Annotated in this window: 11 protein-coding genes; 7 read left to right on the top strand and 4 right to left on the bottom strand. The window is 61.9% G+C overall.

Features of this window, described 5'->3' with window-relative positions; translation table 11 throughout:
• Positions 1-6 precede the first annotated feature (6 nt).
• On the bottom strand, positions 7-780 hold the full coding sequence (locus tag CVS27_RS13425; RefSeq protein ID WP_103466262.1) for a hypothetical protein: 774 nt from the start codon (positions 778-780) through the stop codon (positions 7-9).
• A gap of 216 nt (positions 781-996) precedes the next feature.
• On the opposite strand from CVS27_RS13425, the gene gcvH reads away from it, so the two are divergent.
• The 5 genes from gcvH to CVS27_RS13400 all read left to right on the top strand — a co-directional run bounded on the left by gcvH (position 997) and on the right by CVS27_RS13400 (position 4,166).
• Complete coding sequence (gene gcvH, locus CVS27_RS13420; RefSeq protein WP_103466328.1) at positions 997-1,383, top strand: glycine cleavage system protein GcvH; 387 nt, start codon at positions 997-999, stop codon at positions 1,381-1,383.
• A gap of 150 nt (positions 1,384-1,533) precedes the next feature.
• Complete coding sequence (locus tag CVS27_RS13415) at positions 1,534-2,019, top strand: FHA domain-containing protein (protein ID WP_103466261.1); 486 nt, start codon at positions 1,534-1,536, stop codon at positions 2,017-2,019.
• 50 nt (positions 2,020-2,069) lie between these two features.
• On the top strand, positions 2,070-2,795 hold the full coding sequence (gene ftsR, locus CVS27_RS13410; RefSeq protein WP_243399873.1) for a transcriptional regulator FtsR: 726 nt from the start codon (positions 2,070-2,072) through the stop codon (positions 2,793-2,795).
• The gene (locus tag CVS27_RS13405) at positions 2,792-3,298 is read left to right on the top strand and encodes a bifunctional nuclease family protein (protein ID WP_103466259.1); all 507 of its coding nucleotides are present in this window, start codon (positions 2,792-2,794) and stop codon (positions 3,296-3,298) included. The genes ftsR and CVS27_RS13405 overlap by 4 nt, the downstream gene beginning before the upstream one ends.
• 274 nt (positions 3,299-3,572) lie before the next feature.
• A complete protein-coding gene (locus tag CVS27_RS13400) occupies positions 3,573-4,166 on the top strand; it encodes a MerR family transcriptional regulator (protein ID WP_103466258.1) in 594 nt (197 codons plus the stop codon).
• A gap of 71 nt (positions 4,167-4,237) precedes the next feature.
• Here CVS27_RS13400 and CVS27_RS13395 read toward each other — a convergent pair whose 3' ends face one another.
• Complete coding sequence (locus tag CVS27_RS13395; protein WP_103466257.1) at positions 4,238-5,176, bottom strand: putative endonuclease domain-containing protein; 939 nt, start codon at positions 5,174-5,176, stop codon at positions 4,238-4,240.
• Between the two features lie 141 nt (positions 5,177-5,317).
• Positions 5,318-6,154, bottom strand: coding sequence for a ParA family protein (locus tag CVS27_RS13390; protein WP_103466256.1), 837 nt, complete (start codon positions 6,152-6,154; stop codon positions 5,318-5,320).
• 123 nt (positions 6,155-6,277) lie between these two features.
• On the opposite strand from CVS27_RS13390, the gene gcvP reads away from it, so the two are divergent.
• Both gcvP and CVS27_RS13380 read left to right on the top strand, forming a co-directional pair.
• Positions 6,278-9,154, top strand: a complete 2,877-nt coding sequence (gene gcvP, locus CVS27_RS13385) for an aminomethyl-transferring glycine dehydrogenase (protein ID WP_103466327.1) — start codon at positions 6,278-6,280, stop codon at positions 9,152-9,154.
• Positions 9,155-9,509: 355 nt separating this feature from the next.
• Positions 9,510-12,905, top strand: coding sequence for a pyruvate carboxylase (locus CVS27_RS13380; RefSeq protein ID WP_103466255.1), 3,396 nt, complete (start codon positions 9,510-9,512; stop codon positions 12,903-12,905).
• A gap of 84 nt (positions 12,906-12,989) precedes the next feature.
• Here CVS27_RS13380 and CVS27_RS13375 read toward each other — a convergent pair whose 3' ends face one another.
• Positions 12,990-14,804: an AMP-dependent synthetase/ligase gene (locus CVS27_RS13375; protein ID WP_103466254.1), complete on the bottom strand. Its 1,815-nt coding sequence runs from the start codon at positions 14,802-14,804 to the stop codon at positions 12,990-12,992.
• Positions 14,805-14,927 lie beyond the last annotated feature (123 nt).

The raw sequence follows: 14,927 nt of genomic DNA, 5'->3' as shown, positions 1-14,927 counted from the left end.
AACCATCTAGGCCTGGGGTGGTTCCGGAGGGGAGCCAGCGCCGGAGCTGCTGGCATTGTCGGGCGCCCCGCCCGGGCCGCGGCGGTTGGCCCGTGCCGCAGCCTTCTCGGCCTTCTCGGCTGCCCGGGCATCCTCACGGGCCTTTTTTTCGGCCATCTTGGCGTTCTCCTTGGCGGTGCGGGCTTGGGCCTGCTCAGTCTCACGGACCAGTTTCTGTGCAGCCTTGAATTCGCGGATACTCTTGCCACGGCGCAACAACATCCGGCCCAGGACGATCACCGCTACTCCACTGACAACACCAATCACCATGAAAAGTTGGCTCCAGGTGCCGAACCAATTGGCGCCGGTGGCCCAGGTGGCCCGCGCGTCGGCCGCAGTTCCCGTGTCCCCGTACAGGACTGCCAAGGTGAGCAGATTTGGCAAGGTGAGCAACAGACCCACTGCCAGGAGGGAAATTCTGACCCACTTGTTCAGCTTGGGGCGGCGTGCCTGCCACACCAGGAGAACCGGGAAAAAAGTGAAGATGAAACCGTAAAACATGCCCAGCGGAATGCTGTTTTGCAGCTGGCTGCCCACCTGGTCCCGGATGGAATTCGCCCACACCAAGGGAACAGTGACTGAGGCGATGAGAAAGGCAATCACCAAAAGCGCCGCCCCGCCCACGCCAAAAATGGTGAAGAGCAACCACTGCGGCATGGCGGCCTTCGTTTTCTTGTCCCCATCGGCGCTCAGTGTGGCTTGGGGTTGGCTGGCCGGAGTAGGTGATGCGGAATCGGTCATAGCTAAATCATCGCAGAGATGAGGCCGCCTGCGGATAAAATACTGGCCAAAATTGCTAGAAGGTACCTTCGACTTGTGAATAATGCTGACACACTAAAGACTGGATATGGTTTATGGAAAGAAACGTCCTTCCTGCGCCGTGTTCTACTAGTTCAACTAGTTTTTGTTTAGTCATATTCTTCGCCCGGCCGCGATGAACCTTGAAAGGTGCCCACCATGAGCAACATTCCCGCAGACTTGTCCTACACAGCAGAGCACGAATGGGTGTCAGCACCCTCCGCGGACGGTGTGGTGCGCGTGGGCATCACCGATTTCGCCCAGGACGCCCTCGGTGACGTGGTTTACGTCCAGGTGCCCGAGAGTGGCACCGACGTCACTGCCGACACCGTGGTGGGAGAGGTTGAATCCACCAAGAGCGTCAGCGACATTTACGCCCCCTTGGGTGGTGTGGTCAGCGCCCGCAACGAGGCTTTGGATGCAGAGCCAGCCTTGATTAACTCCGATCCCTACGGTGCTGGCTGGTTGCTTGAAATTACCCTTTCCGACGCCGCCAGCTACGGCGCTTTGCTCAGCGCAGCGCAGTACCAAGAAAAGGTAGGCTAGGGAGTTAAAGGTCGTTTGCATGGATTCACCAGCTCCACCAACACGGGGCACGTGAGATCATGCAGGCCTTTCCCAGCCACGGCTCGTAGGTTTGTAGTACTTGGGAACTCAACAGAATTCCCATCATCTTTTTTGCTAGGAGGAGTACCAATGGTTGACAGGAGTAATGACGCCGGTGTTACGGGTCAGGCGAACTCCCAGGACCAGCCTGGTGCCACGGACACCACCTCAATTGCGCTCCCATTAGTGGCGACTGGGGGACCCACATCGGTTCCCGTGTTGGCCCCTGATGAGCAAAATGCCGTGAACTCGCTTCCTGCCGGTTCCGCACTGCTCATTGCGCATGTTGGACCCAACGCAGGGGCACGTTTCCTGCTGGACAGCGCCGTCACCACGGCTGGCCGCCACCCCGATGCAGACATCTTCCTGGATGATGTGACAGTTTCGCGCCGTCACGTGAATTTCATGAAGTGCGACGGCGGTTTTGAGGTTCTCGACGCCGGAAGCCTGAATGGCACCTACGTTAACGGGGACAGGGTTGACTCGGTGCGCCTGCGGACCGGCAATGAAGTGCAGATCGGCAAGTTCCGCTTGACGTACTACTTCAGCGCCAGCGAACCCGCTACCGGCTCCTAGGGGCGAGAGTGGCAAGTTTGAACGCCGCTGCCGGACGCCGATTGGTGGATGTGCAATCCACCAATCGGCGGAACGGTGCTGCCGCCGTATTGAACATTGGCGAGGTCCTGGCTCTTTTGACCACGGACTTCCCCTCGGTGACGGCATCGAAAATTCGTTTTTATGAGGAAAAGGGCTTGATCAGCCCCCAGCGCACCCCTGCAGGGTACCGGCAATTCCGGGAGTCCGACGTCGAACGCCTGCGGTTTGTGCTGGGCCTCCAACGCGACCACTACCTGCCGCTGAAGGTCATCCGCGACTACCTCGATGACCTTGATGCGGGACTTACGCCGCAAAATCTTCCGCCCGGTGTTTCCGTGGCACCGCGCATGGTTTCCGAAGATCTGGCCCGTGAACTCAACGGCAGGTCGCGCCGGTTTACCCCTGAGGAACTGCTGCGCGAATCCGGTGCCAGCGAGCAGCTGTTCGAGACCATGCTCAGCTACGGACTGGTGGAATCGCACAGGGGCACCTTCGATGACCACGCCCTCAAAGTGGCCCAGGCCTGCACGGCCCTGGCCGCCCACGGACTGGAACCGCGGCATCTGCGTCCGTTTCAGGCCGCAGCGGACAGGGAGTTTGGTCTGGTGGAGCGGGCGGTTGCGCCGTTGTCCTCACGCAAGGACAGCACTTCGGCCGTGCGGGCCGCTGAAGCCGCACGGGAGATTGCCGAGCTGTGCCTGAGCCTGCACAGCGCTCTGGTCCATGCCCGCATCGCAGACATGGAAGCACCATGATTGAGGTCACCATCGTTGGGGTGCGGATCGAGATGCCCTCAAATCAGCCCCTGGTGCTGCTGCGCGAGCTCTTGGGCGAACGCCATATCCCGATCTGGATTGGTGCCGCAGAGGCCACGGCCATAGCCATGGCTGAACAAGGCGTGGTGCCGCCGCGGCCCCTCACCCATGACTTGCTGTGCGGAGTTGTGCTGGCCCTGGGCCACAGCATTGTGCGGGTCAATCTGACAAAAGTTGAGGACGGTGTCTTCTACGCGGAGCTGGTCTTTGACGACGGCACCACAGTGAGTTCACGTGCCTCGGATGCCATCGCCATTGCGCAGCGGGCCCAGTGCGCTATCTGGGCCGTCGAGAGCCTGGTGGAGGAGGCCGGCGTCGTGATCGGTGATCATGATGAGGACGGCACCGAGTCCGAGGTGGTCGACGACGAGGCCAAGGAACGTGAGCTTCGTCAGTTCCGCGAATTCCTCAACGACGTTGAGCCCGAGGATTTCGGCCAATAGTTCGCGTATTCTAGGGAATTTTGGCGAATCTCTAACCTTAAAGCTGAGGCTGAAACTTTCGACACGGCAAAATTGTTGTGCAAACGTCTTTGACCTTGCTCCCGCGGCGTTCTAACGTCGAAGTATAGAGTTCCCCATTGCGAGCCGCGGCTGGTACGGGCACACTGGAAGATTAGAGCCGTTAAAGTCTCATTTAAAGTCTCATTCCGGGTGTTTTGTGCTGTGCTGCGAGTTGGCAGCCCATCCATTCGGGGACTGTCAACAGGAGGATAACGTGAGTCCCACGAGCGACGCTGGCGAGCTGGCGGCAACCGTTGTCCCCAGCCCCGCTACAAGGGCCGGTGCCCAGGGCTTGCTCTTCACCGAGGATCTGCCTGTTCTTGACGAACATGCCGGCTACCGCGGACCTACAGCGTGCAAAGCGGCCGGGATCACCTACCGCCAGCTGGACTACTGGGCCCGCACCGGCTTAGTCGAACCGGCCGTGCGAGGCGCCGCAGGTTCAGGATCACAGCGCCTCTATGGTTTCCGAGACATCTTGGTGCTCAAAGTCGTCAAGCGCCTTTTGGACACCGGCGTATCACTGCAGCAAATTCGCACAGCCGTTGAACACCTGCGTGAGCGCGGCGTTGAGGACCTCGCCCAAATCACCTTGATGAGCGATGGCGCATCGGTATACGAGTGCACCTCAGCCGATGAGGTCATCGATCTGGTGCAAGGCGGCCAAGGCGTGTTCGGCATTGCCGTGGGCCGTGTGTGGCGCGAGGTTGAAGGCAGCCTGGCAGCCCTGCCCAGCGAACACGCAGCGGTTCAGGGCTACGCCGACGACGAGCTCAGCAAACGCCGCGCCAACCGCAAAATCTCCTAGCTTTTCCAACTGACCCGCAGAAAACGGCGAAAATACACGGTTTTACCGTGATTTTCGCCGTTTTCTGCGGGTCAGTTCTTTTTGGGCCGCCAGCCACGGCTGTAGAGCGCGTCGCGGACTTTGCGGACGGCCGCCTTGGCATCGTCACGCATGTGAATCTTGCCGATGCGCACCTCAACCCACCCAGCTTCCTGAAAGTCCTCTTGGCGCAGGATGTCGCGGCCCACCTGCTCTGACTCATTGTGGGTGCCGCCGTCATATTCAACAGCAACACAATAGTCGGGGAACTGCGCGTCGGGTGTGCGTGACTTTCCATGGGCCAGAGCCACGGGTACGTTGATCAGTGGCTCCGGCAAACCTGCATCGGCAAGAGCCAGACGCAGCCGGGTTTCAGGTGCAGAATCCGAACCCACGCGGGCCAGTGTCAGGGCTTGTCTGGCCTTCTGGATTCCGGGTGTCCCTTTGTGGCGTTCCAGCATTTGTTCGAGTTCTGCAAGGGTTGCGTAGGGTTCGGTCCGGTCTTCGAACTCGGGGCGCGGGAGTCGGAGGAGATGGTCGGCCACAACAACCAGCTCCTCGATGGACATGCGCCGTGAGCAATCTAGCCACGTGCGGACCCGCGTGGTGAGCCACAGCCCGTCGAGGCAGAACACCTCGTCGTCACGGAATTTGGTCGTGTGGCCATGGATTCCGGCACGTCGGGGTTCATCGTGGGGCGCTTGGCGGGAAATGTGGATCACGTTGTCGTCACTGCCGGGCAGGAAACCCGGAAACTCCCAAATAGTGAACGCCGTGGCATGGGATGCTGCCGAATATCCGGTTACCTGCGTGAACGGTGCGGTGAGCAGCGCCAGAGATGCGTCCTGGATGTTGATGGCCTTGATGCCGCGGCTGAGCCTGAGCACATCGGCGTGCTTGAGCCTGCCCGGGCCTACGCCAAGGAAATTGGCCAGTTCAATGCTGAACGGCCCTGCGAGCAACTCGGGTGGAAAGTTTTCTGGATGGAACATGGTTCCAGCATGGCAACTATTCTGGTTCAGCGTTTGGGTTATCCACAGTTGGCGGCCCATTAAGCAACTGACCCGCAGAAAACGGCGAAAAGTAACGTTTTTCGCGTAATTTTCGGCAGTTTCTGCGGGTCAGTTGGAAAGCTAGCCGCGGTAGAGGCGACTTCTGGTGGCGCTCTGGTTGAGCACCGAATCCAACAACCGGTCGAACAACGCCGAGGCGTTTTTGGCAGAATCGCCGGGCCACTGGTGCACCGGGTGGGCGGCGCCCTGGATCTGCTGCCAGTTGGCCTGCTCGGGAATGGTGGGGGAGAGCAGCAACTCGCCGAACATGGTGTTCATCTCGGCCAACCGGTAAGCATGCTCGTTGGAGCCAGTGCGGACACGGTTGGCCACAATGCCGGCCGGAACCAGTGCCGGGGCAAATTCTGTGCGGAACAGTTCAATGGCGCGCAGGGTGCGCTGGGTGCCGGCCACGGAGAACAGGCCAGGCTCAGCCACCAGGAGCACACGGCTGCTGGCCGTCCAGGCCATGCGGGTCAGGCCGTTCAGTGACGGCGGGCAGTCGATGAGCACCAATTGGTACGGTGCTGTGCCGTCCCGGTCGGCATTCGCCAAAACTGTGGCGAGCCGGCGGAGATCGCGTTTGCCTAAATCGGGGCGGTCGTAGATGCCGCTGAACGCCGAGCCCATGGCGACGTCAAGGGTTGGTGTGGCCACGCCGTCGTGCTTATGGGCGGCAAGCCACCCGCTGGGAACCACATTGGCGCCCAGATCTGCCTTGCGGGAGGTCTTGATGAGCTGGCCGATGTCCAGCTGGCCACGCGCCGCAACGCCCAGGCCTGTGGTGGCGTCGGCGTGCGGGTCAAGGTCAATCACCAGGGTGGGGATGCCCGCCGCCAATGCTGCTGACGCCAAGCCAAGCGTGACTGAGGTCTTGCCGACCCCACCTTTGAGGCTGCTGATACTCACTACTTGCACGGATGAACCATTACCCTTTGCGTTGCTTACTCAAACATGTGCTGCTGCGAATAGCCGTGACACATACAATGGCTGTGGAACGTTCGCGACTTGGAGAACCCATTGACAAATACCGCTGAAAATTTGCCCGGACACCAGAACACAAACGACCTCGTGTCGGCCGTGTTTAGTGATCGACACATTGGGGTTACTGCGCAGCCCCACATTCATCATATGTTGAGCACTCTTGAATTTGGCTCTTTAGAGGAGCTTTCGGAGGCCGCGCTGCCGGAATCTATCTATACGGCTGAGCCGATGAAGCTCCAAGCCGCCGTCTCCGAGGAAGCAATGCTTGCTGAATTGCGGGCTCTGGCGGGCAAAAACACGGTAAACAAGTCCTTCATCGGCCAGGGCTACTACGGCACCCACACCCCGGGTGTGATTCAGCGCAACGTGCTGGAAAGTCCCGCCTGGTACACGGCCTACACCCCTTATCAGCCGGAAATTTCCCAGGGCCGCCTGGAAGCTCTGCTGAATTTCCAAACTGTCGTGTCGGATTTGAGTGGCATGCTCACGGCCAACGCCTCCATGCTGGATGAGGGAACCGCCGCCGCCGAGGCTGTGGCCCTCATGCGCCGCACCAACCGCACCGCCCCGGACAGTGCCGTTCTGTTGGTGGACGCCGATGTGTTCCCGCAGACCCTGGCCGTGGTGACCACCCGCGCCAAGGCCATGGGCCTGCCACTGCTGGTTCACGACTTCGACGGCGAACTCCCTGACGTTGAGTTCTTTGGCGTGCTTCTGCAGTACCCGGGCGATTCCGGCCGGGTCCGCGAGATTGCCCCGATCATTGCCGCCGCCAAGGAGCGTAAGGCCGTGGTGGCGGTTGCCGCCGACCTGCTGGCGCTGACCCTGCTGGAATCCCCGGGTGCACTGGGCGCCGACCTGGCCGTTGGCACCTCCCAGCGATTCGGCGTTCCCATGGGCTTTGGTGGCCCGCACGCAGGCTACATGGCAGTGCGCAAGGGCCTTGAACGGTCCCTGCCGGGGCGCCTGGTGGGTGTGTCCAAGGACGCCGCCGGGAACCAGGCCTACCGCCTGGCCCTGCAGACCCGCGAGCAGCACATCCGCCGCGAAAAGGCCACCTCCAACATCTGTACAGCACAGGTTCTGCTGGCAGTCATGGCCGGCATGTACGCCGTCTACCACGGCCCGGAAGGGCTGCGAAAGATCGCCACCCGTGTCCATGTCCGGGCACAGTCCGTGGCAGCGGCAGCAACCGCGGCAGGCCACACGATTATCCACGCCAACTTCTTTGACACCGTCAAGATCAAGGTCACTTTGCAGAGCGGACACGCGGCCGCAGAGCTGGTTGCCGCAGCCCACCGCGCCGGCTACCTGCTCCGCCAGGTTGACCATGACCACCTCCAGATCGCCGTGGACGAGACCACCACAGAGGCCGATGTTGCTGCGTTGGCGGCCTTGTTCGGCGCTGAGGCGCCGGAATCCGCCAACGGTGCGGCCGCCGTCGTGCTTCCAACACCCGTCCGGGCCACGGATTACATGACCAACCCCGTGTTCCATGCGCACAACTCCGAAACCCAGATGCTGCGCTACCTGCGCAAGCTCTCGGACGCGGACTACGCGCTGGATCGCGGCATGATTCCGCTGGGTTCATGCACCATGAAGCTCAACGCCACGGCCGAGATGGCTGCCGTGACCTGGCCCGAGTTCTCCAATCTGCACCCCTTTGCGCCTGCCTCGGACACCGTCGGCATGGTGGAAATGGCAACTCAGCTGGAGTCATGGCTGGCCGAGATCACCGGCTACGACGCCGTCTCCGTGCAGCCCAACGCCGGCTCACAGGGCGAGTTTGCCGGCCTCATGGCCATCCGCGCCTTCCACGTGGAAAACGGCAACCCGGACCGAGACATCGTGCTGATCCCGACCTCCGCCCACGGCACCAACGCGGCATCCGCCGTCATGGCCGGGCTGAAGGTTGTTGCTGTGGCCACCGACGGATTCGGCAACATCGACATCGACGACCTCAAGCGCCAGATCGCCACACACGAGAACCGCCTGGCCGCCATCATGGTCACCTACCCCTCAACCCATGGCGTGTTCGAGACCGAGATCAGCACCATCTGCGCCATGATTCACGACGCCGGAGGCCAGGTTTACGTTGACGGCGCCAACCTCAACGCCCTGGTGGGCCTGGCCCAGCCGGGCAAGTTTGGTGCCGACGTTTCCCACCTGAACCTGCATAAGACCTTCTGCATCCCGCACGGCGGCGGTGGTCCCGGTGTGGGACCCGTAGCCGTTGGCGCGCACCTGGCCAAGCACCTGCCCGCTCGCGAACTAGGCATTGACTCCTCCGTTGGTCTGGTGTCCAGCGCGCCGTACGGTTCGGCGTCGATCCTTCCCATCTCCTGGGCCTACATTCGCATGATGGGCCCGGACGGTCTGCGCCTGGCCACCCAGACTGCGATCCTGTCCGCCAACTACATTGCCCGCCGCCTGCGCGACCACTATCCGGTGCTGTACACGGGGGCCCACGATTTGGTGGCGCACGAGTGCATCCTGGACCTGCGCGGCATCACGGCAGACTCCGGGGTGACCGTTGACGATGTGGCCAAGCGCCTCATCGACTACGGCTTCCACGCACCCACCATGTCCTTCCCGGTGGCCGGCACCTTGATGGTGGAGCCCACCGAGTCCGAAGACTTGGGCGAGATTGACCGTTTCATCAACGCCATGATCTCCATCCGCAAGGAAATCGCCGCCGTCCAGGACGGCCTCTGGCCGGCCGAGGACAACCCGCTGGTCAACGCCCCGCACACCGCCCAAAGCATCACCCAGGAATGGGAGCACCCCTACAGCCGTGAAGACGCCGTCTTCCCGGCAGGCGTGGACCCGCGGGCCAAGTACTGGCCCATTGTGCGCCGCATCGACCAAGCCTACGGCGACAGGAACCTGGTCTGCTCCTGCCCGTCCATTGAGGAACTGGCAGAAGCCTTCTAGTCCCCAGCCCCTCCCAACTTTTGGGTCGCAAGCGACCCAAAAGTTGGGGCCCTCGGGGTGGGGGGCCCAGTCCTGTGGTTTCCAGGACTGGTCTGGCGCTGGCCGCCTCTAGGCGTTGGGACCGGCGGTACTGTTTATTACGGGACCTACGGTGAGATGCGCCACACAATTTGGTGCATGCCAGTTGGCGGGGTGAGACTGGCACCACTTTGTGTCGCAGTACAACATTAGTTTTTTACAAGGCGGCACGGTTTCGGGGCTTGCAAGGCGCCGAACACTGTGCTCTCGATTGTGATCCGCGCACTCCACTTACGGCTTGTGCGTGCCACCACACCATCGTTCACACAGGAGTGAGATGTTTTCGAAGATTCTGGTTGCCAATCGCGGCGAAATCGCTATCCGTGCTTTCCGGGCCAGCTACGAGCTCGGGGCCAAGACTGTTGCTGTTTTCCCTTATGAGGACAGAACGTCCATCCACCGGCAAAAGGCCGATGAGGCGTACCTGATAGGCGAAGAGGGGCACCCGGTGCGCGCCTACCTGGACGTGGCAGAGGTCATCCGCGTTGCCAAGGAAGCCGGCGCGGACGCCATCTACCCCGGCTACGGCTTCCTGTCTGAAAACCCGGATCTTGCGGCAGCTGCCAAGGAAGCCGGCATCACCTTCGTCGGCCCCCCAGCCGAGGTCCTCGAACTCACGGGCAACAAGGTCCATGCCATTGACGCGGCCAGAGCAGCAGGCATTCCGGTCCTCAAATCCAGTGCGCCCAGCGACAACTTGGAAGAACTGCTGGCATCGGCTGCGGACATTGGTTTCCCCATCTTTGCCAAGGCTGTGGCAGGCGGTGGCGGCCGCGGCATGCGCCGTGTGGACAAGCCAGAAGACCTTGAGGAAGCTTTGAAAGCCGCCATGCGTGAAGCGGACTCCGCATTCGGGGACGCCACCATGTTCCTGGAACAGGCCGTATTGCGCCCGCGCCACATTGAGGTCCAGATTCTGGCCGACGGCGAAGGCAATGTGGTCCACCTCTTTGAGCGTGACTGCTCCCTGCAGCGCCGCCACCAAAAAGTCATTGAAATCGCCCCGGCGCCGAACCTTGATGAGAACATCCGCAAGGCCCTCCACAGTGACGCCGTGAAGTTCGCCAAGGCCATGGGGTACGTCAACGCCGGCACAGTCGAGTTCCTCGTGGACACCGTGGGGGAGCGGGCCGGCCAGCACGTCTTTATTGAGATGAACCCGCGCATCCAGGTGGAGCACACGGTCACCGAGGAGATCACCGACGTCGACCTGGTCCAAGCCCAGCTGCGCATCGCCGCGGGGGAGACCCTGGCCGATCTGGGCCTGACCCAGGAAAACATCCACGTCAAGGGTGCCGCCCTGCAGTGCCGCATCACCACCGAAGACCCCTCAAACGGCTTCCGGCCCGACGTCGGAAAGATCACCACCTACCGCTCAGCTGGTGGCGCGGGCATCAGGCTCGACGGCGGCACCATTTACGCCGGTGCCGAGATCAGCCCGCACTTTGATTCCATGCTGGTCAAGCTCACCTGCCGCGGGCGCGACTACCCGGCAGCGGTGGCCCGTGCCCGACGCGCCCTGGCAGAGTTCCGAATCCGCGGCGTGTCCACCAACATTTCCTTCCTGCAGGCAGTTTTGGAAGACCCCGCCTTCAACGCAGGCGATGTGGCAACGTCCTTCATCGATGAGCGCCCCGAATTGCTGAACTCACATGTCTCCTCGGACCGTGGCACCAAGCTGCTGACCTGGTTGGCTGATGTGAGCGTCAACAAGCCGCACGGGGAGCTGACCGTGCTGGCAGACCCCGCCAGCAAACTGCCCGAGGTCGACGTGGCCCAGGCTCCGGCCGGAACACGGCAACTGCTCGCCGAGCTGGGTCCGGAAGGGTTCGCCGCAGCGTTGCGCGCTCAAACTGCTGTGGCCGTCACTGACACCACCTTCCGCGACGCGCACCAGTCCCTGCTGGCCACCCGCGTGCGCACCCGGGACCTGCTGGCAGCCGGCCCGGCAGTGTCGGTCCTGACGCCCCAGCTGCTCTCGGTTGAGGCCTGGGGTGGTGCCACCTATGACGTTGCCCTCCGCTTCCTCGGTGAGGACCCCTGGGAGCGCCTGGCCAAACTGCGCGAAGCCCTGCCCAACGTGTGTTTGCAAATGCTCCTGCGCGGGCGCAACACTGTTGGCTACACGCCCTACCCGGCAGAAGTTACGGATGCGTTCGTGGCTGAAGCTGCAGCCAGTGGCATCGACATCTTCCGCATCTTCGACGCCCTCAACGACGTTGACCAGATGGAACCTGCCATCAAGGCTGTGCGCGCCACGGGGACAGCCGTCGCCGAAGTAGCCCTCTGCTACACGGGTGACCTGCTGGACCCAGCCGAGACCATCTACACCCTTGACTACTACCTGGAACTGGCGAAGCGCATTGTCGATGCCGGCGCCCACATCCTGGCCATCAAGGATATGGCTGGGGTTTTGCGCCCGGCAGCCGCCGCCAAGCTGGTCACGGCACTGCGCGAACGCTTTGACCTGCCGGTGCACCTGCACACGCACGACACGGCGGGCGGCCAGCTGGCCACGCTGATGGCGGCCATCAATGCAGGGGTCGACGCCGTTGACGTCGCCTCGGCGTCGTTGGCCGGCACCACCAGCCAACCCTCTGCCTCGGCCCTGGTTGCAGCCCTGGCACACACCGAACGCGACACAGGCATTGACCTGGCGGCCATCAGCTCGCTGGAACCGTACTGGGAAGCCGTGCGGCGCCTGTACTCGCCCTTCGAATCAGGACTGGCAGCGCCCACGGGCCGTGTGTACCTGCACGAAATCCCGGGCGGCCAGCTGTCGAACCTGCGCCAACAGGCCATCGCCTTGGGCTTGGGGGAGCGCTTCGAGGAGATCGAGGATATGTACACGGCGGCGGACAGGATCCTGGGACACCTGGTCAAGGTCACTCCGTCGTCCAAGGTGGTGGGCGATTTGGCCCTGCACCTGGTGGGCATCAAGGCCGATCCTGCCGATTTCGAGGCAAACCCGCAAAACTACGACATCCCCGATTCCGTGGTGGGCTTCCTGGGCGGCGAGCTGGGCACCCCTCCCGGTGGCTGGCCGGAACCGTTCCGCACCAAGGCCTTGCAGGGGCGCACCATTGTTGAGCGCATGGGCACCTTGACTGGGGCCGACAGTGCTGAATTGGCCGGCGAGAGCACCACCCGCCGGGCAGCCTTGAACCGACTGCTGTTTGCCGGCCCGACCAAGGATTTCCAGGCCGTGCGCAAAACCTACGGTGACGTCTCCGTGCTGGACACCCGCGATTACCTGTACGGGCTGCGCCGCGGCGTGGAACATGTCATGGATCTGGGCAAGGGAGTGCACTTGATCGCGGAGCTGGAAACCATCTCCGAGGCCGATGAAAAGGGCATGCGCACTGTTACCTGCAAGCTCAACGGCCAGAGCCGTCCCGTCACGGTGCGGGACAGGAGCATTGAAAGCACCGTCAAGGTTGCCGAGAAGGCCGATGAGTCAGTTGCGGGCCAGGTTGCTGCGCCCTTCGCGGGCGCCGTGAGCCTGCAGGTTGCCGTGGGGGATGTGGTCGAAGCCGGTGCCACCATTGCCACCATTGAGGCCATGAAGATGGAAGCATCCATTACGACGCCGGTGGGCGGCACAGTGACCCGACTGGCTGTCGCTGAGGTCGCCCAGGTCCAAGGCGGGGACCTGCTGGCAGTCATCTCCTAAAACAAAACTGACCCGCAGTAGTGGTCGAAAAACAACGCGAAATCGCGTTTTTTCGACCACTACTGCGGGTCACTTTTTTGGTGGCTAGACGGGCTTCTTGCTTAGGTAGATTTCATCCACCACGGTGTCAAAGTCCTTCAGCACCTGTGCGCGCTTGACCTTCATGGACGGCGTCAGGTGGCCCGATGTTTCGGTGAAGTCGGTGTCAACGATCCGGAACTGCTTGATGGCCTCAGCAGCAGAAACTGTGCTGTTGGCTCGGGACACTGCGCCCTGCACAGCGGCAATGACAATGGGGTCCTTGGCTGCCGCGGCAACGCTGATGCCGGCCGTGAGGCCGTGCGCCTTGCCCCACTGCGGCAGTGCCTCCTCGTCAATGGTCACTATGGCGGCGATGAACGGGCGCTGGTCGCCAATGACCACGCACTGCGAGACGATGGCATCGGCACGGATCTGGTCCTCCAACAGGGCCGGAACCACGTTCTTTCCGCTGGAGGTGACGATGATTTCCTTCTTGCGACCTGTGATCTTCAAGAATCCTTCATCGTCCAGCTCGCCAATGTCGCCCGTTCGGAACCAGCCGTCAACAAAGGTTTCAGCCGTCAAGTCCTCGCGGCCAAAGTAGCCCTTCATGACGCAAACACCCTTGGCGAGGATCTCGCCGTCGTCGGCTATCTTTACCGCGTTGCCGGGCAGAGGGGCGCCGACTGTGCCGATGCGGATGTGTTCGGGGCGGTTGACAGTGATGGGGGCGGTGGTTTCCGTGAGCCCGTAGCCCTCAAGAATCTGCAGTCCGATGCCCTGGAAGAAGTGGCCAAGGCGCTCGCCCAACGGGCCGCCGCCGGAAACTGCGTGGCGGACGTTGCCGCCCATGGCGTTGCGCAACTTGACGTACACCAGCTTGTCAAAAACCAGGTGCTTGAGCTTCAGGCCCAAGCCAACCTTGCCATCCTGGGTTGCGCGGGAGAACTCAATGGCGGTCTTGGTGGCCGCCGCGAAGATTTTTCCTTTGCCCTCGCTCTCGGCTTTGAGGGTGGCCGAGTTGTACACTTTTTCAAAGACGCGCGGAACGGCCAGGATGAAGGTTGGCTTGAAGCTCTGGAGGTCTTCCAGGAGATGCTTGATGTCCGGAGTGTGGCCAACTTTGGCACCGCCTGCGACAGCCAGCACGGAGATGTAGCGGGCAAAAACGTGGGCCAGCGGAAGGAACATGATGGTTTGCGAACCCGGGACCACCACGGTCGCCCCCAAAACAGCCAAGGCATTCTCGCTGAGCTCCACAAAGTTTGAGTGCGTCAACATGCAGCCCTTGGGGCGCCCCGTGGTGCCGGAGGTGTAAATGATGGTGGCCACATCGGCCAAGCCATTGGCGGTGCGTGCTGCCTCGAGTGCCTCATCCGGGACGTCCTTGCCAGCGTCGCGCAGAGTGTCCAGGCCGTCGCCCTCCAGCTGCCACACATGGGCCAAGGCATCCAGGCCTTCGTTGTGAGCGGCCTGCCGAACGATGTTCTCGTGTTTGCCGGACTCGGCAAAGACGGCGACGGCGTTGGAGTCGCCCAGGTTCCATGCCACCTGGGACGGGGAGGAGGTTTCGTAGATCGGCACGGAAACGGCACCGGCAAACCAGATGGCGAAGTCCACCAGGGACCATTCGTAGCGGGTGCGGGCCATGATGCCCACCCTGTCGCCAACATTGACTCCGACGGCTATCAGGCCCTTGGCGATGGCGCAGACATCTGCATGGAATTCCTTGGCGGAAACATCGACCCACACATTGTCTTCATTGCGACGGGAGAAAAGTGACGGGTTGTTGGCCAGCTTCGCCTGACGCAGCACGAAATCGGTGACATTCATGGTGGGCGGGCTGACGACCTTGGCCGGAACAGAAATCTCTTGCACAATAGCTCCTTTGATATGTGGGCCTGCGTTGGTGTTGCTTTACTCTATCCGGCCAGCAGGCCATCTGCCGGGACAATTTTGTTACCGGTGAGTAACTTTATGTTGTCCAGCTCACACTTTCAA

The organism is Arthrobacter glacialis (genome assembly GCF_002909445.1).
In the GTDB taxonomy this organism is placed as follows: Bacteria; Actinomycetota; Actinomycetes; order Actinomycetales; family Micrococcaceae; genus Specibacter; species Specibacter glacialis.
This window is presented reverse-complemented; position numbering and strand designations above follow the sequence as displayed.

Bases quoted from the DNA above. Each gene is read 5' to 3' on its own strand.
- CVS27_RS13425 (WP_103466262.1), bottom strand. From the start codon at position 780: ATGACCGATTCCGCATCACCTACTCCGGCCAGCCAACCCCAAGCCACA.
- gcvH (WP_103466328.1), top strand. From the start codon at position 997: ATGAGCAACATTCCCGCAGACTTGTCCTACACAGCAGAGCACGAATGG.
- CVS27_RS13415 (WP_103466261.1), top strand. From the start codon at position 1,534: ATGGTTGACAGGAGTAATGACGCCGGTGTTACGGGTCAGGCGAACTCC.
- CVS27_RS13405 (WP_103466259.1), top strand. From the start codon at position 2,792: ATGATTGAGGTCACCATCGTTGGGGTGCGGATCGAGATGCCCTCAAAT.
- CVS27_RS13395 (WP_103466257.1), bottom strand. From the start codon at position 5,176: ATGTTCCATCCAGAAAACTTTCCACCCGAGTTGCTCGCAGGGCCGTTC.
- CVS27_RS13380 (WP_103466255.1), top strand. From the start codon at position 9,510: ATGTTTTCGAAGATTCTGGTTGCCAATCGCGGCGAAATCGCTATCCGT.